The organism is Thermomonas beijingensis (assembly GCF_020034655.1).
Classification (GTDB): Bacteria; Pseudomonadota; Gammaproteobacteria; order Xanthomonadales; family Xanthomonadaceae; genus Thermomonas; species Thermomonas beijingensis.
Genome location: NZ_JAIQDJ010000002.1, coordinates 146,546 through 171,454, shown reverse-complemented (window position 1 = coordinate 171,454; position 24,909 = coordinate 146,546). Strand labels below are relative to the sequence as shown.

General features: G+C 61.2%; 23 protein-coding genes. 4 read left to right on the top strand and 19 right to left on the bottom strand.

The features are described from left to right. Positions 1–129 precede the first annotated feature (129 nt). The gene (locus K7B09_RS06620; protein ID WP_223628077.1) at positions 130–3,009 is read left to right on the top strand and encodes a TonB-dependent receptor; all 2,880 of its coding nucleotides are present in this window, start codon (positions 130–132) and stop codon (positions 3,007–3,009) included. A gap of 71 nt (positions 3,010–3,080) precedes the next feature. On the opposite strand, the gene K7B09_RS06615 is transcribed toward K7B09_RS06620, so the two are convergent. The 14 genes from K7B09_RS06615 to rlmE all read right to left on the bottom strand — a co-directional run bounded on the left by K7B09_RS06615 (position 3,081) and on the right by rlmE (position 19,953). Then, positions 3,081–5,744 (bottom strand): M1 family metallopeptidase, encoded by a 2,664-nt coding sequence (locus K7B09_RS06615; RefSeq protein WP_223628075.1) that lies wholly within the window; start codon positions 5,742–5,744, stop codon positions 3,081–3,083. Between the two features lie 90 nt (positions 5,745–5,834). Next, complete coding sequence (trhA, locus tag K7B09_RS06610) at positions 5,835–6,503, bottom strand: PAQR family membrane homeostasis protein TrhA (protein WP_223628073.1); 669 nt, start codon at positions 6,501–6,503, stop codon at positions 5,835–5,837. Positions 6,504–6,620: 117 nt separating this feature from the next. Continuing rightward, on the bottom strand, positions 6,621–7,913 hold the full coding sequence (locus tag K7B09_RS06605) for an adenylosuccinate synthase (RefSeq protein WP_223628071.1): 1,293 nt from the start codon (positions 7,911–7,913) through the stop codon (positions 6,621–6,623). 240 nt (positions 7,914–8,153) lie between these two features. Continuing rightward, positions 8,154–8,339 (bottom strand): DUF2065 domain-containing protein, encoded by a 186-nt coding sequence (locus K7B09_RS06600; protein WP_223628069.1) that lies wholly within the window; start codon positions 8,337–8,339, stop codon positions 8,154–8,156. After that, positions 8,339–9,202: a protease modulator HflC gene (gene hflC / locus K7B09_RS06595; protein WP_223628067.1), complete on the bottom strand. Its 864-nt coding sequence runs from the start codon at positions 9,200–9,202 to the stop codon at positions 8,339–8,341. Before hflC ends, K7B09_RS06600 begins: the two co-directional genes overlap by 1 nt. Then, complete coding sequence (gene hflK, locus K7B09_RS06590) at positions 9,199–10,269, bottom strand: FtsH protease activity modulator HflK (protein ID WP_223628752.1); 1,071 nt, start codon at positions 10,267–10,269, stop codon at positions 9,199–9,201. The genes hflC and hflK overlap by 4 nt, the downstream gene beginning before the upstream one ends. A 41-nt stretch (positions 10,270–10,310) precedes the next feature. Further along, entirely contained in the window at positions 10,311–11,627 is a 1,317-nt protein-coding gene (gene hflX, locus K7B09_RS06585; RefSeq protein WP_223628750.1) for a ribosome rescue GTPase HflX, read from the bottom strand. A 65-nt stretch (positions 11,628–11,692) separates the two neighbouring features. Beyond that, positions 11,693–11,953 carry an RNA chaperone Hfq gene (gene hfq / locus K7B09_RS06580; RefSeq protein ID WP_223628065.1) on the bottom strand — a complete coding sequence of 87 codons (261 nt, stop codon included), beginning with the start codon at positions 11,951–11,953 and terminating at the stop codon, positions 11,693–11,695. 129 nt (positions 11,954–12,082) lie between these two features. After that, positions 12,083–13,045 (bottom strand): tRNA (adenosine(37)-N6)-dimethylallyltransferase MiaA, encoded by a 963-nt coding sequence (gene miaA, locus K7B09_RS06575; protein WP_223628063.1) that lies wholly within the window; start codon positions 13,043–13,045, stop codon positions 12,083–12,085. A gap of 12 nt (positions 13,046–13,057) precedes the next feature. Next, positions 13,058–14,476, bottom strand: coding sequence for an amino acid permease (locus K7B09_RS06570; protein ID WP_223628061.1), 1,419 nt, complete (start codon positions 14,474–14,476; stop codon positions 13,058–13,060). A 77-nt stretch (positions 14,477–14,553) separates the two neighbouring features. Beyond that, the gene (gene folP, locus K7B09_RS06565; protein ID WP_223628059.1) at positions 14,554–15,447 is read right to left on the bottom strand and encodes a dihydropteroate synthase; all 894 of its coding nucleotides are present in this window, start codon (positions 15,445–15,447) and stop codon (positions 14,554–14,556) included. 3 nt (positions 15,448–15,450) lie between these two features. Continuing rightward, positions 15,451–17,253: a tetratricopeptide repeat protein gene (locus K7B09_RS06560; protein WP_223628057.1), complete on the bottom strand. Its 1,803-nt coding sequence runs from the start codon at positions 17,251–17,253 to the stop codon at positions 15,451–15,453. A 138-nt stretch (positions 17,254–17,391) separates the two neighbouring features. Continuing rightward, positions 17,392–19,284 (bottom strand): ATP-dependent zinc metalloprotease FtsH, encoded by a 1,893-nt coding sequence (gene ftsH / locus K7B09_RS06555; RefSeq protein WP_317851750.1) that lies wholly within the window; start codon positions 19,282–19,284, stop codon positions 17,392–17,394. A 21-nt stretch (positions 19,285–19,305) separates the two neighbouring features. After that, on the bottom strand, positions 19,306–19,953 hold the full coding sequence (gene rlmE / locus K7B09_RS06550) for a 23S rRNA (uridine(2552)-2'-O)-methyltransferase RlmE (protein ID WP_223628747.1): 648 nt from the start codon (positions 19,951–19,953) through the stop codon (positions 19,306–19,308). A 71-nt stretch (positions 19,954–20,024) separates the two neighbouring features. Between rlmE and yhbY the strand changes: the two genes are divergently transcribed. The 3 genes from yhbY to rnk all read left to right on the top strand — a co-directional run bounded on the left by yhbY (position 20,025) and on the right by rnk (position 21,251). Then, positions 20,025–20,330, top strand: a complete 306-nt coding sequence (yhbY, locus tag K7B09_RS06545; protein ID WP_223628055.1) for a ribosome assembly RNA-binding protein YhbY — start codon at positions 20,025–20,027, stop codon at positions 20,328–20,330. A gap of 7 nt (positions 20,331–20,337) precedes the next feature. Next, positions 20,338–20,751, top strand: coding sequence for an Mth938-like domain-containing protein (locus K7B09_RS06540; RefSeq protein WP_223628052.1), 414 nt, complete (start codon positions 20,338–20,340; stop codon positions 20,749–20,751). 71 nt (positions 20,752–20,822) lie between these two features. Next, on the top strand, positions 20,823–21,251 hold the full coding sequence (gene rnk, locus K7B09_RS06535; protein WP_223628050.1) for a nucleoside diphosphate kinase regulator: 429 nt from the start codon (positions 20,823–20,825) through the stop codon (positions 21,249–21,251). On the opposite strand, the gene recO is transcribed toward rnk, so the two are convergent. From recO to lepB, 5 genes are all read right to left on the bottom strand, one after another. Next, positions 21,218–21,973: a DNA repair protein RecO gene (gene recO / locus K7B09_RS06530; RefSeq protein WP_223628047.1), complete on the bottom strand. Its 756-nt coding sequence runs from the start codon at positions 21,971–21,973 to the stop codon at positions 21,218–21,220. The two genes, rnk and recO, sit on opposite strands and share 34 nt — an antisense overlap. Positions 21,974–22,064: 91 nt before the next feature. After that, positions 22,065–22,988, bottom strand: a complete 924-nt coding sequence (gene era, locus K7B09_RS06525; RefSeq protein WP_223628045.1) for a GTPase Era — start codon at positions 22,986–22,988, stop codon at positions 22,065–22,067. Continuing rightward, positions 22,985–23,656, bottom strand: a complete 672-nt coding sequence (gene rnc / locus K7B09_RS06520; protein ID WP_223628745.1) for a ribonuclease III — start codon at positions 23,654–23,656, stop codon at positions 22,985–22,987. Before rnc ends, era begins: the two co-directional genes overlap by 4 nt. Beyond that, positions 23,649–24,035 carry a DUF4845 domain-containing protein gene (locus K7B09_RS06515; protein WP_223628044.1) on the bottom strand — a complete coding sequence of 129 codons (387 nt, stop codon included), beginning with the start codon at positions 24,033–24,035 and terminating at the stop codon, positions 23,649–23,651. The genes rnc and K7B09_RS06515 overlap by 8 nt, the downstream gene beginning before the upstream one ends. Before the next feature lie 48 nt (positions 24,036–24,083). After that, positions 24,084–24,866, bottom strand: a complete 783-nt coding sequence (gene lepB, locus K7B09_RS06510) for a signal peptidase I (protein WP_223628742.1) — start codon at positions 24,864–24,866, stop codon at positions 24,084–24,086. Positions 24,867–24,909: the final 43 nt, after the last annotated feature.

Sequence of the window (24,909 nt, the reverse complement as noted above, 5' to 3'; positions counted from 1 at the left end):
ACCTATTCCACAGCTCGGCAATACCCGCTAGATTAGGTGACAACCGCATGACGCTCAGGGGAACAAAGAGCGACATCGATTGCAGCGGTCGCAGATGCGGCCGGTCACACACACCACTGGGGAATCGCGATGTCTTCACGCACCACACTCCATATGCGCCGCCTGAGCCTTGCGCTGTTGGCCGCCCTGACCATGCCCGTCATGGCGCAGCAGGCTGACTCCAAAGACAGCAGTACCGATAGCAAGGTCAAAACTTTGGATCGCATGACGGTGACCGGATCGCGCATCCAGCGCACCGACGTTGAAGCGGCGCTGCCGATCACCATCATCCAGCGCGCGGAAATTGATGCCCAAGGCATTACCTCTGCGGAACAGCTGTTGCAGCAGTTGAATGTGGCCAGTAACGGACCGGACAGTCTTGCCGCCAACAGTGGCGTTGCTCCTCCCGGCACTCGCGGCAACAATGGTGTGTCCGGTGCCAATCTGCGGGGGCAAGGAGCCGATGCCACCTTGGTACTGTTGAATGGCCGCCGCGTGGCGGCACACGGTCTGGCCGGGCAAGTGGTGGATTTGAACTCGATCCCGTTTGCCGCCATCGAACGCGTGGAAGTACTGCGCGACGGGGCCTCGGCGGTGTATGGCACCGACGCCATCGGCGGCGTAATCAACTTCATCACCCGCAAAAATTATCAGGGCTACTCGATCAGCGCTGGTGCCGATGTCACCCAACAAGGCGGCGGCAATATCTACAACGCCAGCCTACTCGGTGGTTGGGGTGATCTGGACACTGATCACTGGAATGTGTGGGCTGCGGTCAACGTCAAGAAAAACAAAATCCTGCGCGGCAACCAACGCGATTTTGCCAACAGCTTTCAGCCTGAACGTGGCTTGGGTCCGGATACCCGTGGCACACCATTTGCCAACGTTGTCACCGGCACCGGCAGCATGATTGGTGGCGGCCTGAAAGATCCCGCCACCGGTCTGACCAAGACCACCATCAATACCCTGGATTTGCCCGGTGGTGCCGGCTGCATCAATGGCGGCGACATGATGGGCCCGTACGATGACAAAGCCTGGGCCAGCCCCGGTGCCAGCTTCGGCTGCGCATGGGACTACGGCCGTGCACGTACCATCCAGCAACCGGTGGACACGTTGCAAGGCATTGGCCGCGCCACCTTCAAGATCAATGACAACCATGAATTTTTTGCCGAATTCATGGGCTCCAAAGTCACGTCAACGCGTTTCTTCGAAGCCCAGCAAATCAGCTCCAGCATCAATGCCAGTGCCACCCAGCTGGATGCCTATGAGCTGAACGCCAACACCAAAGCCACCTACGACGCGATCTACAACCAGATCCACGCCTATTTCGGCGATCAGACCAATCTGGCCTATGGCAAGCCGATCACCTACCGCTGGCGTTGCTACGCCTGTGGCCCACGCCAACTGGAAACCGAGACCAAGGCGTACCGACTGTTGTTTGGCCTGACCGGCACCCTTGCCAACTGGGACTACGACGTGGGCCTGTCGCGCGCGCAAAGCAGTGCGCAATCGGTGCTGGCCGGTGGTTATTACTACACCCCGCAACTGAAGGCCGCCTTGAAAAGTGGGCTGCTCAACCCGTTTCTGATGCCAGGGCAAGATCAATCGCAAGCCGCCTATGCGGCGTTGGCTGCAGCCGACGCCAGTGGTTTGCTGCTGTATAAAGGTGTCTCCACCACGACCACGCTGGATGCCAGTGCCAGTGGCAGCTTGGGCTTCAAGCTGTGGGGCGAAGAAGACGTGAAAGCTGCAGTCGGCGTGGATATTCGGCGTGAAGAATATGAGTTCAATGGCCCCAGCCAGTGGGCGCAGGGCAATGCCTTCATTTTTGGCGCCCCGGGTGATGCTTCCAATTACATGTCGCCCAAAAAACGGAATGTCAAAGCCGTATTCGCCGAATTCAACCTGCCGGTCACCAACAGTCTGGAACTGAACATCGCCGTGCGTCACGACCAATACGACGGATTTGGCGGCACCACCAACCCGAAATATTCGTTCAAGTGGCACCCCATCGATTGGCTGGTGTTCCGTGGTGCCTACAGCACCGGATTCAAGGTGCCGGACTTTGCGAAATTGTTCCGTGGCATCACCGAAACCCAATACACCGGCCTGGATCTGGCCGATCCTGCCAAATGCCCGAATGGTCGTTACAACCCGGATGTGGCCAACTGCAATGTGCAAATTCGCCCGGACATCGTCACCGGTGGCAACCCCAACCTGAAGCCGGAGGAAGCCAAGCAGCGCAGCTTGGGCTTTGTCATCGCACCGACGGCCAACTTCAATGTCAGCGTGGATTGGTGGCAAATCGAGCGCTTCAACACCATCCGCAGCGGATTCAATCTATCCACGATGACCGCCAACTACCCCATGTATGCGTCCAACTTCATTCGTGACAGCAGTGGCAACATCATCCAGATCGACCAGCGCTACATCAATACCGGCGGCACCTTGACCAGTGGTATCGAGCTGGATGCCAACTTGCGCGGCGAGCTTGCCGGAGGCAATTGGAACATCCATCTGAATGGCAACTACCTGGATACGTTCAAGACCAAGAGTTTCGACAGCCTGCCCTACACCGGCAACCTGGTGGGCGAATACGAGCGCTACTTCAACCTGCCGATCAAGTGGAAGCACACACTTGGATTTGCTTGGCAGAAGGGCAACTGGGCGCACTCGCTAACCCAGGTCTATCGCGGCGGTTACAGGGATTGGGTGCCGCCGGGAATTGCGAACGGCTATACCCCTGCCGAATACAACCCGAAGGTGGACAGCTACACCTTGTACAACTACAGCGTGAGCTGGACCGGTATCGACAAGTTGAAGCTGACCTTTGGCATCCGCAATCTGCTCAATACCGATCCGCCGTTCACCCTGCGCTACCTAGATGATGGCGATGGTGCTGGTTGGGAAGCACGTGTGGCCGACCCTCGTGGCCGTGCATTCAACCTGATGGCGGAATATGCGTTCTAAGCCGTTCCACTCGCGCAAATGACAACAGGCCCCGCAATGCGCGGGGCCTGTTGTGTTTCAAACCAGTGCGATCAAATACCGTGCTGCTTCAACCACGCATCGATCTGCGGCATCCGTTGCGCACGCAGTTTGACGCGGGTCTGGATGCCTGCCATCACCTGCTCGGCATCGCGGCGCGAGGTTGCTGCAATGTAGTTGTCGGCGAATGCTTTGATCTTGTCGACCATTTTCAAGTCACGCGCTGCGCCGCCCAAGCCAGGGTAGTAGCGGGCACGCGAGGTGCTATCCACCAGTTTGTCCACCTGCTCGCGATGCGCCACCGCGAAATCGAAGGCCAGATCCGGATGCTCCCATGACACCCCCGAGATCATCCCTGCGGAATTGGTAGCGCCCGGCTCGTCGGTCAATGCCATGTCGAGCGCACGCTGCGCCAATGCCTTGTCCTTGCTGCGTGCCAGCAGGCCATAGTATTGATCACGCAACATTGCCGATTTTTCTGTTTTCGCCATCGCGTGCAACTTGTCCCACGTGGCGGCATCGGCATTACGTGCCACCAGGCCAAGCACGGTGCGCCGCAGGTCTGGCGGCAATGCTTGCGGGTCGGTGGCCGCGGCCGCAAAACGACGGCGCGCTTCGGCCAATACCTTGGCATCGCCCAGCCCGCCCAACATGCCAATCAAGCTGGTGCGCAACTGTTTGGTGGAGCTGGATTCACCGGCACGGGTATTCCATCCCAGTTGCTCAAATTTGGGCGCAAGTTTGGCCAACGCGAATTTGCGAAACGCAGCTTGCCGCTTGTCGTTGCCTTTGAGCATGTCATCGATCCCTCCCATGCTGCCGGCCACCATCTGCCACAACTCCGGAGCAGCGCTCATTGGCACCTGCATGGCCAGATCCAGGGTATCCGATTCGGGCTGCAAACCCACCGCTGCCAGTGCGCTGGCATCCATCATCACGCCCATTTGATCGACGACCGGCAACTTGCTGAAGCCGGCACTCAGAGTCTTGAATTGCGCCGGCGAATATTGGGTGCGGAAATACCCTTTCTGCCCGGCATTGATCAGCACCGGCGCATTGCACCCCGGCACGCTGACACTGGCCTTGCCGTCCACCAGCACACGCACCTCGCTACCGTCGCCCGCACGCACGGTGACCGGCACGCGCCAACGCAATGGTGTCTTGTTGGGGCGATCGACCGTGAACTCGCCTTGCTCCAACGCCAGCTGGGTTTTGCCATCCACGCAAACTTGGCTGGCCTTGATCAGCGGCACGCCGGGCTGCAAAGTGAAGTCGTGCGCCACCTGCACAAATTGCTTGCCCGGTGCGGCTTTCTCCATTTCCTGCCACAGCTCATCGGTCACCGCATTGCCGTAGGCATGCTTGCTGATATAGCTACGCACGCCGCTGCGCCATGCGTCCTCACCCACATAGTCTTCCAGCATCGAAATCACCGCCGAGCCTTTGCCATAGGTGATGCCGTCAAACGCCTGACTGGCTTGCTCGACGGTAGCCACGTGCTGCACCACGGGATGAGTGGTGGCATACGCATCGCCACCCATTGCACCACGGCTGGTAAACGCCGCATCCACGCCGCTGGTATCCCATTCCGGATGCAATTTACGTGTGGTGCGGCCCTCCATCCAAGTGGCAAAGCCTTCGTTCAACCACAAATCATCCCACCATCGCATGGTGACCAAATCGCCAAACCACTGATGCGCGATTTCATGCGCCGCGGTGGTAAAGACAGACTGTTTATCACCAATGCTGGACGTGGCAGGATCCAGCAACAGCGCATATTCGAAGGTAAAAATCGCGCCCCAGTTTTCCATTGCACTGAAGAACTGGCTGCGCCCGGGTGCAGCGATGTTATCCAGCTTCGGCAGCGGATACTTCACCCCAAAGTATTCGTTGTACTCTCGCAACACATCGCGGCTGGCCTCCAGTGCAAAGCGCGCCTGCTCGGCCTTGCCTTTCTGCGCGATGACGCCCACTTCCACACCATCATCGGTGTTCAATGTTGCGCGGTCGAAATCACCCACCCCTAGAAACAGCAGGTAGGTGGACATTTTCGGCGAGGTGGCAAACGTGGTGCGGGTCAGCCCATTGCCCAGGTCTTTGACATCTTTGGCGGGCATATTGCCTACCACCATCTGGCCGGTGGGCGCGTTGACGGTCAAATCGAAGGTGGCCTTGAAGTTGGGTTCATCCCAGGACGGAATGAAGCGACGCGCATCGGAGTTTTCGAACTGGGTGTACAGCGCGCGCTGCTTGCCGTTGGCAGTGGGGTAATCCAGCGCAAAGAAGCCGTTGGCCTGGGTGCCAATCTTGCCGGTGTAATCGGTGGAGAGGACATAGTTGCCGGGTGCCAAAGGTTTATCGAACGCAAACGTAGCGGTCTGCGCCTGCGCGTCCACACTCACTTTGGCCAGCATGGGCTTGCCCTTCGCATTGATCACGATGCTGTTGGCAAACGTCATGTCGATGGCCTGCAACACCACTGCATTGGTGGCTTCCAGTACCTCGATGTCGATCCTCGCCTTGCCATCGAAAGTCATCGCTTCGGCATGCGGAGTCACTTCGATGGTGTAGTGCGACGGCCGCACATTGCGGGGAAGCTGCGTGGTGACCGCATCCATCGACGCAGAAACAGGTTGAGCTGCGGCAGACTGTGCAGCGGCGGCAAAACTGCCGGTGGACAGGGCCAGGGCAATGGCGGAAGCCAAGATACAACGCATGGGAAAACCTCAGGGAGGAACGGCGAAGATGCCGATCATCCCGCCTATGCCGCCCCGCGCACACCGCCGGAAGTCATAGAACCCTGTGGGCTACAGCAAATGCTGCATGACCGAAATGTAATGACAAGTGCTGCCGGCGATCACAAACCCGTGCCAAATGGCATGCGAATAACGCAGTTGTGGGCGCATGTAGAAAAACGTACCCGCCGTGTATGCCACGCCACCGGCCAGCAGCCACAGTAGGGATGCGGTGCCGAGTGCGTGCAGCATGGGTTTGATCGCCAACACAATCAGCCAGCCCATGCCGATGTAAATACCGGTGGACAGCCGCTTGAAGCGGCCGGTAAAAAACAATTTGAACACCACGCCGGCCAGTGCCAATGTCCAGATGGTGCCAAACAGCCACCAGCCGGTAGGTCCACGCAAACCCACCAAGGTGAATGGGGTATAGGTGCCGGCGATCAGCAGATAAATCGCACAGTGGTCAAACACCTTCAAGCGGCCTTTGAGCACCGGGTGTGAAATTGCGTGGTACAGGGTGGAAGCGGTGTACAGCAGCAGCAGCGCGACTCCGAACACGATGGCCCCGGCCAATTGCCAGCCATCGCCAAAAATTGCGGTCAGGGTGACCAGCACCGCACCGCCGGCCAGTGCCGCCGCCGCGCCCACGCCGTGGGTCCACGCATTGGCCAGTTCTTCGCGGGCTTGCTGAATGCCAGGGAGCGGCAGCGATGCCGATGGAGCAGTAAGTGTGCGCATCTGCCCAGCATACCATTGGGTATGGGCATGGCCTGCGCGTGAACATCTGCAAGCAACATTGCAAAACAATGCGCCCGGCACCAGGCCGGGCGAAATGCGTGGCGGTATCAAGCGCGATCAGGCGAACGGGTCGTGCAGCACCATGGTGTGGTCGCGGTCGGGGCCGGTGGACACGATGCTGATCGGGCAACCGGCCAGCTCTTCCAGCGCACGCAAGTAGGCGCGGGCGGCCGCCGGCAGCTTGTCCCACTCTGTCACACCGTGGGTGTTCTCGTTCCAGCCCGGGAACTCCAGATACACTGGCGTGCATTCTTCCCAACCTTGCGCGTCCAGCGGTGCGTATTCGCTGCGCTTGCCGTGGTATTCGTAAGCGATGCAGATCTTCAGCTTCTCCATGCCGTCCAGCACATCGAGCTTGGTGATGCACAGGCCGCTGATGCCGTTGATCGCCACCGCACGCTTGAGCGCCACGATGTCCATCCAGCCACAGCGGCGCGGGCGGCCAGTGGACGCACCATACTCGGCACCACGGTCGCGAATGCCTTGACCGATGGCATCATCCAACTCGGTCGGGAACGGGCCGCCACCCACACGGGTGGCATACGCCTTGGCAATGCCCAGCACGTAATCGATGGCATCGGCGCCCACGCCAGCCCCGGCCAGCGCACCACCGGTGGTGGTGTTGGACGATGTGACATACGGATAGGTGCCGTGGTCGATGTCGAGCAGCGCACCTTGCGCACCTTCAAACAACACGCGCTTGCCCTGCTTGCGCAGCTCGTGGCAGATGCCGGCCACGTCGGATTTCATCGGCTCGACGTATTCGCCAAACGCCACCGCTTCATCGAAGGTCTGCTGGAAATCCACCGCCTCGACGCCCAGATATTGGGTCAGTACGAAGTTGTGGTAATCCAGCGCCGCACGCAGCTTTTCGGCCAGCGCGTCGGGATAGTGCAGATCGGCAATGCGGATACCGCGACGCGCCACCTTGTCTTCATACGCCGGGCCAATCCCGCGCCCGGTGGTGCCAATCGCCTTGCCACCGGCAGCCTTTTCGCGGGCCTGATCCAATGCGATGTGGTACGGCATGATCAGCGGCGCGGCGGGCGAAATCTTCAGCCGTGGGCGCACTTCCACGCCAGCGGCTTCCAATTCCTCGATTTCCTTGCGCAGTGCGGCCGGCGAGATCACCACCCCGTTGCCGATCAGGCACAGCGCATCGTCGCGCAGGATGCCGGACGGAATCAGGTGCAACACCGTCTTCTTGCCGTTGATGACCAGCGTATGGCCGGCATTGTGCCCGCCCTGAAAGCGCACCACCGCGCCGATGTTCTCGGTGAGCAAGTCCACAATCTTGCCCTTGCCCTCATCGCCCCACTGCGCGCCCAACACCACCACTGACTGGCCCATACGCCACACTCCTGAAATTTTCTGGCGGCCATCGGGGCCGCTGGACGGGTGTACTCACTCCGGCAACGCCATCCGCATACCGCCATCGGGGCGGCCTGCAACGCTGCAACAGCAAACACGGAAAAAGCCGAGGCGAGCCCCGGCTTTTGTGCATTCTACCGGGTTCCACCTGCCCCCGCTTGCCCTGCCCGCAAGCGCGCCTTCGGCACCCTCGCCCACTGCGCTGATGCAGGCACGGGATTAGCCCCGCACCACCCACAGCGATACCAGCCCCAGCATCAGCACCACTGCGCCGATGCGGCGCACTTGCTCATCGCTCATTTGCAGCATGTGTTCCACCGTCCGCTTCCATGCGGCGGGGGCGGCAAACAGCAGCAGGCCTTCGAGGATGGCCACCAGGCACAGCGCCGCCCATAACTCGGCCATCAACGATCGCTGCGCATGTACTGCAGGAACGGGTCATTGCGCTCCAGCACGATCACGCTGTCGCCACCGGAAAATGCTTTGCGGTAGGCCTCCAGGCTGCGCTGGAAAGCGTAGAAACCCGGGTCTCGATTGGCGGCTTCGGCATAAATGCGGGCGGCTTCGGCGTCGCCTTCACCACGCAGTTTTTGCGCGTCGCGTTCGGCTTCGGCAATGATCACTTGCTGGTCACGGTCGGCACCGGCGCGGATTTCGTTGGCCTGCTCTTCACCTTCGGCGCGCAAACGGCTGGCCACTTGTTGGCGCTGCGCGCGCATCCGGTTGTACACGTCGTCGATCACTCGGCTATCGGTCGGCAAGTCGAGCTGTTTGATGCGCAGGTCCAGAATGCGAATGCCCAATGTGGCGGCACCGCGATTGATCACGCCCAACTGGCTTTTGACGATGGTGGTGCGGTCGCCCGACACCGCCTGCTGCAAAGTACGCGCATTGATTTCATTGCGCAGTGCATCCTTGATGATGGGTGCCAAACGCGCCACGGCAGCCGACTCATCACCGCCGGTGGCGCGATAGAACGCACGCGCATCTTCAATTTGGCCAATGGCGAAGAAATCCACACTGACGTCCTTGCGCTCGGAGGTCAGGTAGCGCTCGGGCTCGGCCGGCAACACCTGCAAGCGACGATCAAACACGCGGGCGCTTTCCATCAGCGGCCATTTGAAGTGCAAGCCGGGTTGCAGGTTGACCCGCGCCACGCGCCCCAGGTTCAACACGATTGCGGTTTGCCCTTCGCTGACCACGAACATCGAACCCATCAGCAACACCAAGGCCGCGACCACTGCCGCCATCCATGCCGGAAATTTCATCGCACCACCTCCTCACGACCCGCCGGACGGCCACTACGGGCCGGGCGCGCCGAGTTTTGTTCGGTTGCTTGTTCGGTTGCCTGCACGGCGGGCGACACCAGATCTGGCAGCAGAGCCTGCGTTGGCGTCACGGCTTTGGCCGCATCGATCATCGGCACATAGATCAATTGCCGGCCATCACCGCCCACCACCTTGCGGTTCTTCGCCAACACGTCTTGCACGGTTTCCAGCCACAGTCGCTTGCGGGTGACGTCCGGCGCGCCTTTGTATTGCGCCACCAACAGACTGAAGCGCTCGGCATCGCCGGTGGCGCGGGCGATCTCGGCGGTCTTGTAGCCTTCCGACACGGTGCGCACGCGGGCCGCCTGACCACGCGCTTCGGGCACGATCTTGGCGGCATAGGCGCGCGCTTCGGAAATCAAACGTTGTTGGTCTTGCTGCGCGCTGTTGACGTCATCGAAGGCCGGCTTGACCTGCTGCGGCGGGCGCGCATCGGGCAGGTTGAGCTCGGTCACTTGCAGGCCCGTGCGGTAGGCCTCCAGCGATTTTTGCAGGCGCTCGCGGGCAGACACGGCCAGTTGCTCACGCGCACCCAGCACGGTGTCCAAATCGGAACGCCCCACTTGTTCACGCACAGTGCTGAGCGCCGCCTGCTTGAGCACTTCATCGCCATTGCGTGTGCCGAACAGATACAGCTTGGGATCGGCCACTTTGTATTGCACGTTGATCGACACATCCACGATGTTTTCATCGCGGGTCAATACCGGCACGCTGGCCTCGTAATTCTTGATTTGCGTGGCGTTGACCTTGGTGACGGTTTCAACCGGCCACGGCAATTTGAAGTTGGGGCCGGGCTGCATCACCCGATCGAACTGGCCAAACCGGAGCACCACGCCGCGCTGCTGTTCGGCGATCAGGACAAAGCAGTTGAACGCAAGCCATAACGCGAACACCAAGCCCACCCAACGCAGCGGACTACCGCCACCCAAGCTGGGCAGGGAATTCAGGATGCGACCTATTCCACTACCCCCGTTGCCGGTACTGCCACCAGGCCTGTTCCAGGCCATCCAGAGTGCTTTGAGCCCACGCGGGCTGCTGTCTTTTATGGTCATGCCGGGGATTCTACGGGATGCGCCGGCTCTGCTGCCGGCAAAAGGGGGCGCAGCGGTGCGCCATCGGATTGTGCGGCAAGGCGCGTGGCGTCAATCAGCGGCAAATCCACTTGCAATTGCCAACCGTCGCCGTCGTGGGTTTCGCTGCGAATTGCGTCCAAGGCATGCAAGCGTGCACGCAGCCGGCCAGCGTCGGTGGGCAGGATGATTTCACCGGCTACCCTGCGCAGACCCAGCCGCTCACCCAGTGCTTCGCGCAGCAGCTCTAGGCCAGCGCCATCGCGTGCGGACAACCACACCGCTTGCTGGTCTTCACCACGGCTGTCAATGCGTGCCAGTGCCCCTTCGATGCGGTCAATCTTGTTGAACACCAACAACTGCGGGATGTCGCCAGCACCAATCTCCTGCAACACCGCATCCACCTGCGCCATGCGTTCATCACGCAGTGGGTCATCGGCGTCGATCACGTGCAGCAGCAAATCGGCCTCCCGGGCTTCGCTCAAGGTGGAGCGAAATGCAGCCACCAGCTCGTGCGGCAAATCGCGCACAAAACCCACGGTATCGGCCAGCACCACGCCACCACCGGCCAATTCAATCCTGCGCACGGTGGGGTCCAACGTGGCAAAGAGTTGATCTGCCGCGTATGCATCGGCCCCGGTCAAGGCATTGAATAGGGTGGACTTGCCGGCATTGGTATAGCCCACCAAGGCCACCCGTGGCAGCTCGCTACGCACCCGTGCGCGGCGCATCTGGGTGTGCTGCACCTCCACTTTTTCCAAGCGCTTTTGCAGCATCTCCACGCGTTTTTGCAGCAGGCGACGGTCGGTTTCCAGCTGGGTTTCGCCGGGGCCACGCAGGCCAATGGCGCCACCGCGCTGGCGCTCTAGGTGGGTCCAGCCACGCACCAACCGGGTCGCCATGTGCCGCAACTGGGCAAGCTCCACTTGCAACTTGCCTTCATGGCTGCGTGCGCGCTGGGCAAAAATATCCAGAATCAGCCCGGTACGGTCCACCACCCGGCGCTCCAGCGCTTTTTCCAGATTGCGCTCCTGGATCGGCGAAAGGGCGTGATTGATCAGCACCAGATCCGCGCCTACGGCATCGCAAGCCGCTTTGACTTCTTCCAGCTTGCCGCTGCCGATCAGGATGGACGGATTGGGTTTGTCGATGCGCGCCGGCAACACTGCCAGCACACGGGCACCGGCCGAGCGCGCCAGTTCGGAAAACTCTTCCAGCACGCCATCGGCCGGCGGACCGCCGGCATGGGGTTGGATCAGTAGCGCGTTTTCACCACCGCGCGAACGTTCGAACAATTGAGAGGACATTGGCTGACAGATGCGGGCAGTGGCGCGCATTTACAAGCCCGGCCTGCACCCCATCATTCGGCCGATTCAGGCTCGACCTCGGCCCCATCTTGCCCCGCCACGCTCAAACGCACATTGCGCGCCGGCACCACGGTGGAAATGGCGTGCTTGTACACCATCTGGCTGACGGTATTGCGCAGCAGCACCACAAATTGGTCGAACGATTCGACCGTCCCCTGCAATTTGATGCCGTTGACCAAATAGATGGACACCGGCACGCGCTCGCGGCGCAGGGCGTTCAGGAATGGATCCTGCAAGGATTGCGACTTCGACATGGATTCCCCGTGGCTGTCGTGATGTTGTTGTTGTTTGCATGCGCCGATGCCAATGGCATATCCCCGGCCCCGCGCCCGTCCGGCAGCGGCGGGCACAGTCGATGTTAACGCAGCGCCACGCTGCGTGCATCAGCGTAGGGGTATCCCGAGAAAATCAATGACAGCCGCATCCAAGCCGGCACGCTGGGTGATGGGATCAAACCAACGCGCATCCAGCTCGCCGCGCAGCCAGGTGTATTGCCGTTTGGCCAGTTGCCGGGTGGCGGCAATGGCGCGTTCACGAAATTGCTGGCTGCTTGCCTGGCTATCCAAAAACTCCCACGCCTGCCGATAGCCCACTGCGCGTAGTGCCGGCAGGTCAAGGGGGTGTGGATGCGCAGCCAACTCCGGCAGCGCACGCAGGGCGCGCACTTCATCGAGAAAGCCCGCATCAAGCATGGCATCAAAGCGCGCCTCGATGCGTTGATGCAGGATGGCGCGCTCCGGCGGCGCCAGCACCAACTTCAGCACCTTCAACGGCAAGCGTGCACCGCGCACATTGCGCTGCCAATCACTGATGGTGCGGCCACTGAGGCGATACACCTCCAGTGCACGTTGGATGCGCTGGGCATCGGTAGCGTGGATGCGTGCGCCGGCGTCAGGGTCGATGCCGGCAAGCTCGGCGTGCAGCGCCGCCCATCCATGCGCCTGCGCTTCCGCCGAAATCCCCGCGCGCGTCGCTTCATCGGCCTGCGGCATCCCCGACAGGCCTTCCAGCAACGCGCGGAAATACAAGCCAGTGCCACCCGCCAGAATCGGCAGCTTGCCGCGCGCCACGATGGCAGCGATGGCCGCGCGTGCGTCCTGTGCAAACTCCGCCGCCGAATACGGTTGCCAAGGCGAGCGAATATCGATCAGATGGTGCGGTGCCTGCGCCAGCTCTGCGTGTGTCGGCTTGGCTGCACCGATGTCCAGGCCACGATAGACCAGCGCCGAATCCACGCTGATGATTTCGCCATCCATGCGCTGCGCCAAATCCAGCGCATACGCGGTTTTGCCCGACGCGGTGGGCCCCATCAACGCGATCGCACGCGGGCGCGGATCTGCTCCCATCTATCGTTCCACTCAGGCGTTGACGCCTTTGGCCAACACACTGTTGCGACGCGCATAGGCCAGATACACCAGCAGGCCAAATGCATTCCACACCACGCACCACAACTGGGTTTTGGTCGGCAGGCTGGAGAATAGATAGGCACAGCCAAGAATGGCAACCGGCCCGATGACCCACGCCAGCGGCGCACGGAACACACGCGGGCGGTGCGGGTCGCGCTTGCGCAGCACCAACATGCACACCGACACCGCGACAAATGCCACCAAGGTGCCGGCATTGGCCAATGCGGCGATTTCATCCAGCCGTGCCACCCCAGCCAACGCCGAGGTCACCAGTGCGGTGAATACGGTAATGGCCACCGGCGTGCCGCGCTTGCCCACCTTCGACAAGCTGCGCGGCAACAGGCCATCGCGCGCCATCACGAAGAAGATGCGGCTCTGGCCATAGAAAAACGCCAGCAGCACGGTGGGCAGGGCGATCACCGCCGCTGCCGCCACAACCTTGGCCGCCGCGCCATGCCCCAATTCGCGCATGATCAACGCCAGTGGCTCGGGGCTTTGGCCAAAGGTCGTGTAGTGCATCGCGCCCACCGCAGCCAGCGCCACCAGCATGTAGATCAAGGTGCAGCCCACCATCGAACCCACGATCCCGATGGATAGATTGCGCCCCGGATTCTTGGTTTCTTCGGCGGCGGTGGAGATGGCATCGAAGCCATAGAACGCGAAAAAGATAATGGCTGCGGCCGCCATCACGCCATACTTCTTGCCATCGGCCCCCAAACTTTCGGTAAAGCCGTGCGGCATGAACGGGTGCAGGTTGCTGGCATCAAATGCCGGCAGTGCAATCGCCACGAATACCGCCAGCGCGATCAGCTTGGCCACCACCAACACCGCATTGAGCGTCGCGCTTTCGCGGGTGCCGGCCATCAACAAACCAGCCACCACCCACGTAATCAGGATCGCCGGCAGATTGATCAAACCGCCCGAATGTGACCCCACACTGATCGCCAGCGGCACGTCGATCCCGGCCCCCTTGAGGAAGCCCACCGCATAGCCAGACCATCCCACCGCCACGGTGCTGACCACCAACGTGTATTCCAATATCAGGCTCCAGCCCACCACCCACGCAATGGCTTCCCCCAGCACGGCATAGCTGTAGGTATAGGCGCTGCCGGCGGCCGGCATCAGGGTGGCCATTTCGGCATAGGCCAAGGCCGCGCAGGCGCAGACCACACCTGCGACCAGAAATGAAATCAACACCCCCGGCCCGGCCAGATTGGCGGCCACGCCAATCAACGTGTAGATGCCAGTGCCCACGATGGCGCCAATCCCCAGTGCCACCAGATGCGGCCAACTCAGGGTAGGCACCAGCCGCCGGCCTTCTTCGTGCACGGTGACTTGGTCGATATCCTTACGCCGCAGCCAAGTCTGCATGGAAGTCTCGCCTCGATGGATGGAAAGCGCGCAGTGTGGAGGATTGCGTGCGCCAATGCGACTACCGCTTGGCAAGGTCAGACATCGTCCGGCCAAATGATGGATGGATGGCCCGCATCCTTGCGCGGTGCGGGTACGCTGGCCACGGCCTGCCAGACCTTCATCGCATCCACGGTGGCAGCCACATCGTGCACACGCAGCAGCATGGCGCCATGTTGTGCTGCGATCAGATGCGCGGCCACCGAGCCGGCCACCCGTGTTTGGGGCAGCTCGCGGCCGGTCAATTCACCGATGCTGCGCTTGCGCGAGAGCCCCGCCAGCACCGGCACGCCCAATTCGGTGAAACGGCGCAGTTGCGCCAGCAGCTGCATGTTGTGCTGCGTGGTCTTGCCGAACCCGAAGCCCGGATCGACCACGATGCGTTTTCTGTCGATACCCGCCATCTCGGCGGAGAAAATGCGCTCGGCCAGGAAACGATGCACCTGCCCCACCACATCGTCGTAGTACGGCGCGTCCTGCATCGAGCGCGGCTCGCCCAGCATGTGCATCAACACCACCGGCACGCCCAGCTCAGCGGCAGCATCCAGCGCCCCTTCGCGACGCAACCCATACACATCGTTGATCATCCCGGCTCCCGCAGCAACCGCGGCGCGCATGACCTCGGGTTTCGAGGTATCGATGCTGATCGGCAGCGACGTATCCCTCGCCAACCGTTCAACCACCGGAAGGATGCGGCGCAATTCTTCCTCAAGCGAAACCTCATCGGCGCCTGGCCGGGTGGATTCGCCGCCGATGTCGAGGATGTCCGCGCCTTCCTCCGCCAACCGCAGCCCGTGCGCCACCGCTGCATCGGCATGCGCGTCGCCACCGGAAAACGAATCCGGGGTGACATTCACGATGCCCATGACCCGGGGACGATCGAGCTTGAGGAGGCGGCCGGCGCAGTCGAGTTGCGGGGAGGTATCGAACATGGATCAGATTCCAACGGCTTCACTGGTGGTGGGCATCGGCAGGCCAACCGTCTTGCAGAAGTCCGCCATCCTGGGGTCTTGCTTGTAGCGCATGAGCAGCGGATCGATCAGCAGATTGCCGATGCCGGGATCCTGTACTTCGTGTGCCTTGTCCAGCCACTGGAACACGGCCTTGTCGTCACGACGCAATGCCTGCACCTGCGCCACCTGGAACGGCGCGACATCCCCATAGTCCTTGATCAACAACGCCAGTGCCGCATCCGCTGCCTGCCGATCCTTGCCGATCTGCAGCGCCATGGCGCGCGCAATGTCATGCCACACACCTTCGGGCTCGTTGTTGGCGGCCTCAAGCGCGGCTTTCGCATCACCGCGCTGGATTTCGATGATGGCCAGCTGGGCCCACGTTGAACTGCCCTGCGGGCGCAGCGCGATGGACTTCCGGATCGCCGCCTCGGCGTCGTCGGTTCGCCCAAGCCCCGACAGGTAGGCGCTATACCAATTCCACCAATTGGGCGATAACTGATTCTGCGCGATCGCGTTGCCGCTCAACTTCACTGCCTCCGCCAACTGTCCTTGCAGGGCCTTCATGCTGGCCAGGCTGAACTTCGTTTGCTGATTGGAGGGCGACAGGGCCAGTGCCTTCTCATATTCAAAACTTGCCCCTGCCCAGTCCAAGTCGGCGTTTTCAAGCAGCCAGCCACGCGCCACGTGGGCATCGCCCATGTCAGGCGCCAACGCCAGCGCCTTGTCACCGGCAGCGCGTGCCTTTGCATAGGCGCTACGGGCTTCATCACCAGTCAAATACAACGCTGCCAAGGACGTCAAATTGCGCGACAAGGACGCCCACGCCATCGCATAACGGGGATCCAGCGCCGTGGCATGCGTGTACTCATCAATGGCCCGACGAGTATCGTGCTCGCTGCCGAGATCAGCCAGGAAATTGGCCCGCAAAAACGCGTTGTAGGCCTCCAGATTGCCACTGGGCGGGCGATGGCCCATCACGTCGGCAGTCGGTGACAGCAGTTCGACGTTCAGCGTATCGGCAATCGACTTGGAAAGCTCGTCCTGCAAGGCGAACAGGTCGCCGCCGGGCCGTTCGAACCGTTTGGAAAACACCGACGCCCCAGTGTGCGTATCCACCACTTCCGCGCGCACCCGGATCGTGTCGCTGGAGCGCTGCACGCTGCCGGTCAGCAGGTAGGATACGTTCAGCTTGGCCCCGATGGTGCGGGGGTCGTCCTTGCTGTTGCGGAACAGGAATGAAGACGAGCGGCCACTCACCCGCAGTCCTTCGATGGAAGACAGCACATCGATGAGATTTTCCGACAAGCCATCGGAAAAAAACTGCTGCTGCGGGTCACCGCTGGCATTCACCAACGGCAGTACGGCAATGGACTTCAAGCCGGTGCCATCCTGTTCGGCGCTGGCCGTCGCATCCGCCAGGCTGGTGGCATCGCGACGCAGCACAAACTGATTGGTCACCAGCAAAACTACTGCGACCAACAGGACGCCGATGATCCATTTGTCGAGGCGGCGGTCGTGCAAACGCGCGGCCCGGTCATCCGTATCCCACTCGCTTTCCCGTTTCAGTCCGCCCTGCGTGAACTCGTAAAACCATGCAAAGACGATCCAGAACGGGAAACCAATCACCCCCGCGATTATGAACCAGCGCACCGCCCAATCGGGAATGCCAAACACCGGTGCCAATTGCGCAATCCCCTGCGCCAGCGCCCAAACTGCACCGATATACAGCGCCGCCGCACGCAGCACGTTGCGGCGCTTGAGCTGGTGCAACCATTGCGCCAATCTGCCCAATTGAACTTACCCCAAGGGATTCATGGGCAGTATCGGCAAAGCCTGCATTGCCGGCAACTGCAGGCCCCGAAAGCACAAGGCCGAGATTGCTCCCGGCCTTGCGTCAGATGCGCCGATGCCTGTTATTGCTTAACGCTGCACCACCGGCCCACCGATCGGGGCGGCAGGCGGTGCGGCATCGCTGTCGCGCTTACCCTTGTCGGACTTGTCTTCCCAACCCAGCGGCGGGTTGGGCGTACGACCTTCCATCAGCGCTTTGACTTGCTCGGCGTCGATGGTTTCCCATTCCAGCAGGGCAGCTGCCATTGCTTCCACCACATCGCGCTTGGATTCCAGAATGTCGCGTGCAACCGTGTATTGCGCATCAAGAATGCGCCGGATTTCCGCATCCACTTTTTGCTGGGTGGCTTCGGAAATGGTCTTGCTGTGCATGCCATACCCGGCTTCGGCATCGGCGTACACCATGGTGCCCATCACATCGGACATGCCGTACTTGGTCACCATGCCACGCGCAAGCTGGGTGGCACGCTCGAAGTCGTTGGATGCGCCGGTGGACATTTGGCCGACGAAGATTTCTTCGGCAATCCGGCCACCAAACAGAATGGCCAACTCTTCCAGCATGCGGTCCTTGTACTTGCTGATGTGGTCGTGCTCGGGCAACTGCCAGGTGACGCCCAATGCCCAGCCACGCGGCATGATGGTGACCTTGTGCACCGGGTCGGCCTTGGGCAGCGACATCGCCACCACGGCGTGGCCAGACTCGTGATACGCGGTATTGCGGCGCTCATCTTCGCGCATGACCATGCTGCGCCGTTCCGGGCCCATGTAAATCTTGTCCTTGGCGTCTTCAAAATCACGCATGTCCACTTGCTGCTTGTTGCGGCGCGCCGCAAACAGCGCGGCTTCGTTGACCAGATTGGCCAAATCCGCACCGGAGAATCCCGGGGTGCCGCGTGCCAGCACATCAGCGCGCACATTGTCGTGCAACGGCACCTTGCGCATATGCACTTTCAGGATTTGCTCACGGCCCTTGATGTCGGGTAGGCCCACCATGACCTGACGGTCGAAGCGGCCCGGGCGCAGTAGTGCTTTGTCCAGTACGTCGGGACGGTTGGTGGCGGCGATCACAATCACACCTTCGCCGCCTTCAAACCCGTCCATCTCCACCAGCATCTGGTTGAGGGTTTGTTCGCGCTCGTCGTGCCCCCCCCCCATGCCGGAACCACGGTGGCGGCCGACGGCATCGATTTCATCGATGAAGATGATGCACGGTGCGTGCTTCTTGGCGGTTTCGAACATGTCACGCACCCGCGATGCGCCCACGCCAACGAACATTTCCACAAAATCCGAACCGGAAATGCTGAAGAACGGGACCTTGGCTTCCCCCGCAATCGCGCGTGCCAGCAAGGTTTTGCCGGTACCGGGTGGGCCCACCATCAGCACGCCGCGCGGAATCTTGCCGCCCAGCTTGGTGAAGCGCGATGGGTCACGCAAAAACTCCACCAGCTCGCCCACTTCGTCCTTGGCTTCATCGCAACCGGCCACATCGGCAAAGGTCACTTTGATCTGGTCTTCACCTTGCAATTTTGCACGCGAACGCCCGAACGACATCGCACCCTTGCCGGCACCGCCGCCTTGCATCTGCCGCATCATGAACAGCCAGAAGCCAATGATCAGCAGCACCGGCAGGAAGTTCAGCACCAACGACCAAAACGACACGCCCGACTCCGGCGCGGCCTGCTTGATTTCAACCTTGTGCTGGATCAAATCATTGATCAGATCACGGTCACGCACGGGTGCGGTGGTGGTGCCTTTGCTGCCATCGGCGCGCACGAAATCGAGGCTGCGCTCATTGCTGGAAATATCCACCGACTTGATGCGGTCGTTTTCCACATCCTGCACGAACTGCGAATAGACCACGTCCTGGCTCGCCGCCAGCTTGGGCGAAAAGCTCTGGAACACGACCATCAACACGACAGCCACCACTACCCAGAGCAATATGTTTTTCGCAAGATCGTTCATGTCGTCCTTATGTCGCCCGTATCACTTCATTTTCGCCAACTTGCCGGTGGCCAGCACGTACACCTCCGGCGATCGCTTGCGCGAGGCCGCCGGCTTGCGGATCACCACCTTGGCATAACGCCGCCGCAGTTCCCGCAGATAGTCATCCGAACCTGCCCCCTGAAACAGCTTGATCAGGAAGCTACCACCGGTGCGGAGATGACCATCGGCAAAGTCCATGGCCAGCTCCACCAAGTGCATCGCACGCGGTTGATCCACCGCATCCATTCCACTCTTATTGGGGGCCATGTCGGACAAGACAAGGTCCACCGTATCCCCGTTCAGCATGTCCAGCAACTGCGATAACACGGCATCTTCCCTGAAGTCGCCGTGAAGGAAGTCCACCCCGGCCAAACCGGGCATGTCCAGGATGTCGCTGGCGATCACCCGCCCCGGCTTGGACGGGTCCAGCCGGTTGAGCTCCTGCCGCACCCATTGCGACCAACCGCCGGGGGCAGCCCCCAGATCCACCACCACCATGCCCGGCTTGAGCAGGCGGTCACGCTCGGCCAGTTCTTCCAGCTTGTAGGCGGCACGCGAACGCATGCCTTCGGCCTGCGCTTTTTTCACGTAGGGGTCGGAAAAATGCTCTTTGAGCCAGCGTTGGCTGGATTGACTGCGGGTGGCCATGGCCGCCGAAAGCGCGTGAGACAGGGTGTGCATGATACCCTGCACGCCCCCATTCGTTTGCTGTGTGCCGTATGTCGATCGCCCTGACCAATGCCCAGATCCGTTTTTTGCGTGGCCAGGCACATGATCTGAAGGCAATGCTGCAGGTGGGTGGCAAGGGCATCACCGATGCATTGGTGACCGAAGTCGAGCTGGCCCTGGAGCACCACGAGCTGATCAAGGTGAAAGTAGGCGGCGCCGATCGCGAACAACGCGACGCCATGATCGTGGACTTGACCGAACGCGCCAACGCAGTGCTGGTGCAGCGGATTGGGCATACCGCTACGCTGTATCGCCCCAGCAAGGACAAACGGCATATCGTGCTGCCGCGCGCCTGAGCCGGCCATGCACCTGCTGCTGGAACGCCCCGATTACCCGTTTTTCCTGCGCGGTGCCGATGGCAACGCTGCATTGGTCAATGCCCAGCGCTTGACCCGCAGTTTCATCATTGCCCCCGAGACCCTGCAGGAACACTGGCCAATCGTCGATGCGCGCCTGATGCAGCCGTCCGATCTGGATGCCTTGCTGGCATTGCAGCCTGAACTCATTGTGCTCGGTACAGGTGCCAGCCAACAGTTCCCACCCGCACGGGTGATGGCGCATTGCCTGCAACAAGGGATCGGGTTGGAAGTGATGACCAATGCCGCCGCCGCACGTACTTATTCCATTCTGGCGGGCGAAGGACGGCGGGTGGTCGCAGGCTTTCTGTTCCCCGCCCCACCCGAGGTTGCCGCGGGCAGCACCGTCGGCGGAGAATAGGCTTCAATTCGTGAACCCACGGGCGACGCGCCTGCCGCGCCGTCCGTTTTGCTTTGCAGGAGCCGCACCCTATGACCACCCATGCCCAACGCCCCGCCCTGTTGCTGTCCCGCGTCGATGTGGAGCGCATCGAGGATTTGCTGGAGCGCCCGCAATACAGCGGCATCAACACGGCGGCCTTGCGCGAGGAATTGGCGCGTGCAGAATTGACCGAACCCGGCAACATGCCGGCCGATGTCATCACCATGAATTCCACCGCACTGGTGAAAGTCGTGGATGACCAGCAGCAAGTGCACGAATACGAGCTGACCTTGGTGTACCCGCGGGATGCCGATGGCAGCGGCGAGAAGGTGTCAATCCTTGCGCCGGTAGGCAGCGCCCTGCTCGGTCTGCGCGCAGGCAGCAGCATCGACTGGCCAATGCCGGGGGGGCGCAGCGCGCGCCTGCACGTGCTGTCGATTCGCTATCAACCGGAAGCTGCGGGCGCGCTGCATCGCTGAGCGGCCGTCAGCCGTCCCAGCGCGCCCAGCATCTCCCACGACTTCAACCCGCGCCCACTCAAATGGTGCAGTAGCACCGCACGCAAGGGCAGGCGCAGGCTGGCCAAATCCTCACTGCCTGGCTGCGCGTCGCTTGCCAACGCCAACAGCGCGCGCCCGGTGGCCAGTTCGCGGCGTTCGCCTGCGCGCTCGCCCAGCGCGCGGCGCGGGCCATGCTCGGGATCCAGCCGATAACGTGCCGCCGGATCAATCGCATCGCCTTCACCGGCCAACGCATAGTCCAAGCCCACGCCCAGCGCATCCAGGACATCGCGCTCGAAACGGCGCAGCGTCCATGCCAACGGCTCGCCAGCACGCAATCGCTCACGTACCTGCGCATACACCGCATGCAGTTCGGGTTGCGGTGCCTGCCGTGGTGCCAGCCGCAGGCACAGTTCATTGATGTAGAAGCCCGCCAGCGCGGCATCGCCGTGCAGCAACGGCGCCGCATCCACCGCTTCGGCAGCGCGCAGCTGCGCCAGTTCACCGCGTTGCTCGCCATCGAAGCGAATCGACTGTAGAGGTTGCAAAGCCGCACGCAGCAGATGCTTTTTCGGGCCTTGTACCCCGCGTGCCACCAGCCCGATACGGCCGTGTTCAGCGCTTAATACTTCCACCAGCAAGCTGGTTTCACGCCACGGGCGGGCGTGCAGGACAAAGGCGGGCTCGGTGATGTAGCGCATGCGTCATTGTAGGAGCGCCCCGCAGGGGTAGCGATGCTACCTGCAGTAATTTCGCGAACGTATTTGCGCTCCTGCGAAGGCAACCCAGGATTCAATCGTGATAACCCAGCGCACGCAAAGCGGCTTCGTCGTCACTCCAGCCTTCGCGCACGCGCACCCAGGTTTGCAGAAACACCTTTGCGCCGAATAGCCGTTCCATCTGCTGACGGGCGTGCTTGCCGATGTCGCGCAGGCGCTCGCCGCCTTTGCCGATAACGATGGCTTTCTGACCTTCACGCTCCACCCAGATCACCGCGTCGATGCGATACATCACGCCTGTTTTGGGGGAAGGTTCTTCTTCAAATTTTTCTACTTCTACCGTGGTCGAATACGGCAGTTCTTCGCCCAGCCGGCGCATTAATTGTTCACGCACCAATTCACCGGCAAGAAAACGCTGACTCTTGTCGGTGATTTCATCCTCACCGTACATCGGCTCGGCCTCGGGGACCAAGTCCATCAAGGTTGCCACCAGTTGTTCCAGTCCGCTGCGCTTGAGTGCCGACAGCGGGTGCACGGCGGCAAAGTCGCGGCCCTCGGTCACCTTGGTGATAAACGGCAGCAGGGCGGTTTTGTCTTTCTGTTTGTCCACCTGGTTGACCACCAGCACCACCGGCAGGCCCGCATCATGCAGGGCGTCATAGGCCAGACCGTCTTCGTTGTCCCAGCGACCCGCTTCGATCACCAGCAAGGCCACATCCACCCCTTCCAGGGCACCGCGCGCAGCGCGATTCATCATCCGGTTCATCGCCTTGCCGGAGCGCTTGCCCTGCTCGCCATGGATGCCAGGGGTGTCCACCAACTGCAGTTGCCCGCGTGGAAACGTGGCAATCCCCAACAACCGATGCCGCGTGGTCTGCGGCCGGTTGGAGGTGATGCTGATCTTGGCACCCACCAGCGCGTTGACCAAGGTGGATTTGCCGACGTTGGGCCGGCCGATCACGGCCACTGCGCCGCTGCGTGAAGATGTGCTGCTCATGTTTCCAATTCCTTGAGGGCGGCCTCGGCCGCCTGTTGTTCTGCCGTCCGCCGTGAACTGCCCTCACCGGTGGTGACAAGCGCAGGCTCGGCCAGTGTGCAACTGACCTGGAACACCCGCGCATGGTCTTCCCCGCCTTCGTGCAGCAGCGCATAGACCGGCAGCCCCCGTTGCCGAGCTTGCAACCATTCCTGCAGCCGGGTTTTGGCGTCTTTGCCAACTTTGTTGGGTGGCGGCAGCGCGGCAATCATGTCGGTAAACCATGGCAGCACCACCGTGCGGCAGGCCGCAAAGCCGGCATCCAAATAAATCGCCGCCACCAAGGCCTCCACCGCATCGGCCAAAATCGAATCGCGGCGATGCCCGCCGGTTTTCATTTCACCCGGCCCCAGCACCAGCTGGCTGCCGATGTCGAGTTGCCGGGCGATGCCAGCGAGTGCCGATTCGCGCACCAATTCGGCGCGCGCACGGGTCAACGCACCTTCATCCGCCTTGGGCCAGTGCCGATACAAGGCCTCGGCGATGAACTGGTTGACCAGCGCATCGCCGAGAAATTCCAGACGCTCGTTGTTCAGGCTGCCGGCGCTGCGGTGGGTCAATGCCTGCGCCAGCAGTGCCGGCGTGATGAAGGCATGGCCAGCAAATGCACGCAGCGCAGGGTCAGTTATTGCTGGCACCTGCACCACGCGTCAAAGCCTGCTCGGCATGAAATTTGCCGACCACATCAAGGTTGGCAAACAGCTCCTCGCGGCGTTCGTAATCCATGACAAGGTTGTAGCCACCTTCCGTATTTTCGATTTTGAGCATCTCGGGTTTGACCACCGACACATAGTCGATCTGGAAGCGCTTGTTCAGCAGCATGCGGATCTTGTCTTTGGATGCGTTGGCGGCCTCGGGGTCACTGGCAATCCCGGCAAGTGCTTTCTTGACTGAGAAAAATTCCATGTACATCGGGCCAATCTTCATGCCGCAGTAAGCAAAGAAAATAACGAAAGTCAGGGTGATCAGGAACCCGATCATGGTAATGCCACGTTGCATCTGCTTCATTGGTGCTTCCCCTTTGGCTTGAGAACTGCAAACTGCCCAACATTCATTTCAAGGAATACGCGTTCCAATACGGGAAACGTCCACCCAGTGATCGGCATCGGTGTCGATATTCATCCACACCAGGAACGCCTTGCCGCGCAGGTTGGCTTCCGGCAGGAACCCCCAGAACCGGCTGTCCTCGCTATTGCCGCGATTATCACCCATGACGAAATAATGCCCTGCCGGCACCGTCCAGTCACCATCGGCCATGCTGATTTCACGTTCCAGCACAAAATGCGGGTGATTCTGCAAGCCTTCGGTCAATTTATTGTCGCCGGTTTCACCAGCCCCTTGGCCGACTCCGGTGAACACCCCCTCGGATCGATACGGCAATGGCCGACCATTCACGTACACCTTGTGGTCGTGGTAACCAATGCGATCTCCAGGCAAGCCAATCACACGCTTGATCCAGTCTTCCTTCGGGTGCTGCGGCGGTCGGAATACCACCACATCGCCGCGCGCCGGCTCACCATTGCTCAAAAACTTCTTGTTGGTGATCGGCCAACGCAGGCCATAGGAAAACTTGTTGACGAGGATGAAATCGCCGATCAGCAGGGTGGGCATCATCGAGCTGGACGGAATCCGGAAAGGCTCGGCAACGAAGCTGCGCAAGCCCAATACCAAAGCCAGCACCGGGAAAAACGACTTGGCGTAATCCACCAGGATCGGATCCTTGGCCTCACCGACCTCGGCAGCAGCCATGCGTTTTTTGGCGAAGAACAACTTGTCCAGCAACCAGATCAGGCCGGACAGGAGTGTCAGCACCACCAAAATTGTTTCGAACCACACCATCATGCGATGTACTCCAACGGGTTTTTGCACCTTCTCCCGCGGG

Coding starts and splice junctions, on each gene's coding strand:
- era (WP_223628045.1), bottom strand. CDS start 22,988: ATGAGCAGCACATCTTCACGCAGCGGCGCAGTGGCCGTGATCGGCCGG.
- lepB (WP_223628742.1), bottom strand. CDS start 24,866: ATGGTGTGGTTCGAAACAATTTTGGTGGTGCTGACACTCCTGTCCGGC.
- K7B09_RS06605 (WP_223628071.1), bottom strand. CDS start 7,913: ATGGGCCAGTCAGTGGTGGTGTTGGGCGCGCAGTGGGGCGATGAGGGC.
- K7B09_RS06515 (WP_223628044.1), bottom strand. CDS start 24,035: ATGAAGCAGATGCAACGTGGCATTACCATGATCGGGTTCCTGATCACC.
- trhA (WP_223628073.1), bottom strand. CDS start 6,503: ATGCGCACACTTACTGCTCCATCGGCATCGCTGCCGCTCCCTGGCATT.
- ftsH (WP_317851750.1), bottom strand. CDS start 19,284: ATGAACGATCTTGCGAAAAACATATTGCTCTGGGTAGTGGTGGCTGTC.
- K7B09_RS06615 (WP_223628075.1), bottom strand. CDS start 5,744: ATGCGTTGTATCTTGGCTTCCGCCATTGCCCTGGCCCTGTCCACCGGC.
- K7B09_RS06540 (WP_223628052.1), top strand. CDS start 20,338: ATGCACCTGCTGCTGGAACGCCCCGATTACCCGTTTTTCCTGCGCGGT.
- recO (WP_223628047.1), bottom strand. CDS start 21,973: ATGCGCTACATCACCGAGCCCGCCTTTGTCCTGCACGCCCGCCCGTGG.
- miaA (WP_223628063.1), bottom strand. CDS start 13,045: ATGGGAGCAGATCCGCGCCCGCGTGCGATCGCGTTGATGGGGCCCACC.
- K7B09_RS06620 (WP_223628077.1), top strand. CDS start 130: ATGTCTTCACGCACCACACTCCATATGCGCCGCCTGAGCCTTGCGCTG.
- folP (WP_223628059.1), bottom strand. CDS start 15,447: ATGTTCGATACCTCCCCGCAACTCGACTGCGCCGGCCGCCTCCTCAAG.
- rlmE (WP_223628747.1), bottom strand. CDS start 19,953: ATGGCCACCCGCAGTCAATCCAGCCAACGCTGGCTCAAAGAGCATTTT.
- hflK (WP_223628752.1), bottom strand. CDS start 10,269: ATGGCCTGGAACAGGCCTGGTGGCAGTACCGGCAACGGGGGTAGTGGA.
- yhbY (WP_223628055.1), top strand. CDS start 20,025: ATGTCGATCGCCCTGACCAATGCCCAGATCCGTTTTTTGCGTGGCCAG.
- rnk (WP_223628050.1), top strand. CDS start 20,823: ATGACCACCCATGCCCAACGCCCCGCCCTGTTGCTGTCCCGCGTCGAT.
- K7B09_RS06570 (WP_223628061.1), bottom strand. CDS start 14,476: ATGCAGACTTGGCTGCGGCGTAAGGATATCGACCAAGTCACCGTGCAC.
- hflC (WP_223628067.1), bottom strand. CDS start 9,202: ATGAAATTTCCGGCATGGATGGCGGCAGTGGTCGCGGCCTTGGTGTTG.
- hfq (WP_223628065.1), bottom strand. CDS start 11,953: ATGTCGAAGTCGCAATCCTTGCAGGATCCATTCCTGAACGCCCTGCGC.
- K7B09_RS06600 (WP_223628069.1), bottom strand. CDS start 8,339: ATGGCCGAGTTATGGGCGGCGCTGTGCCTGGTGGCCATCCTCGAAGGC.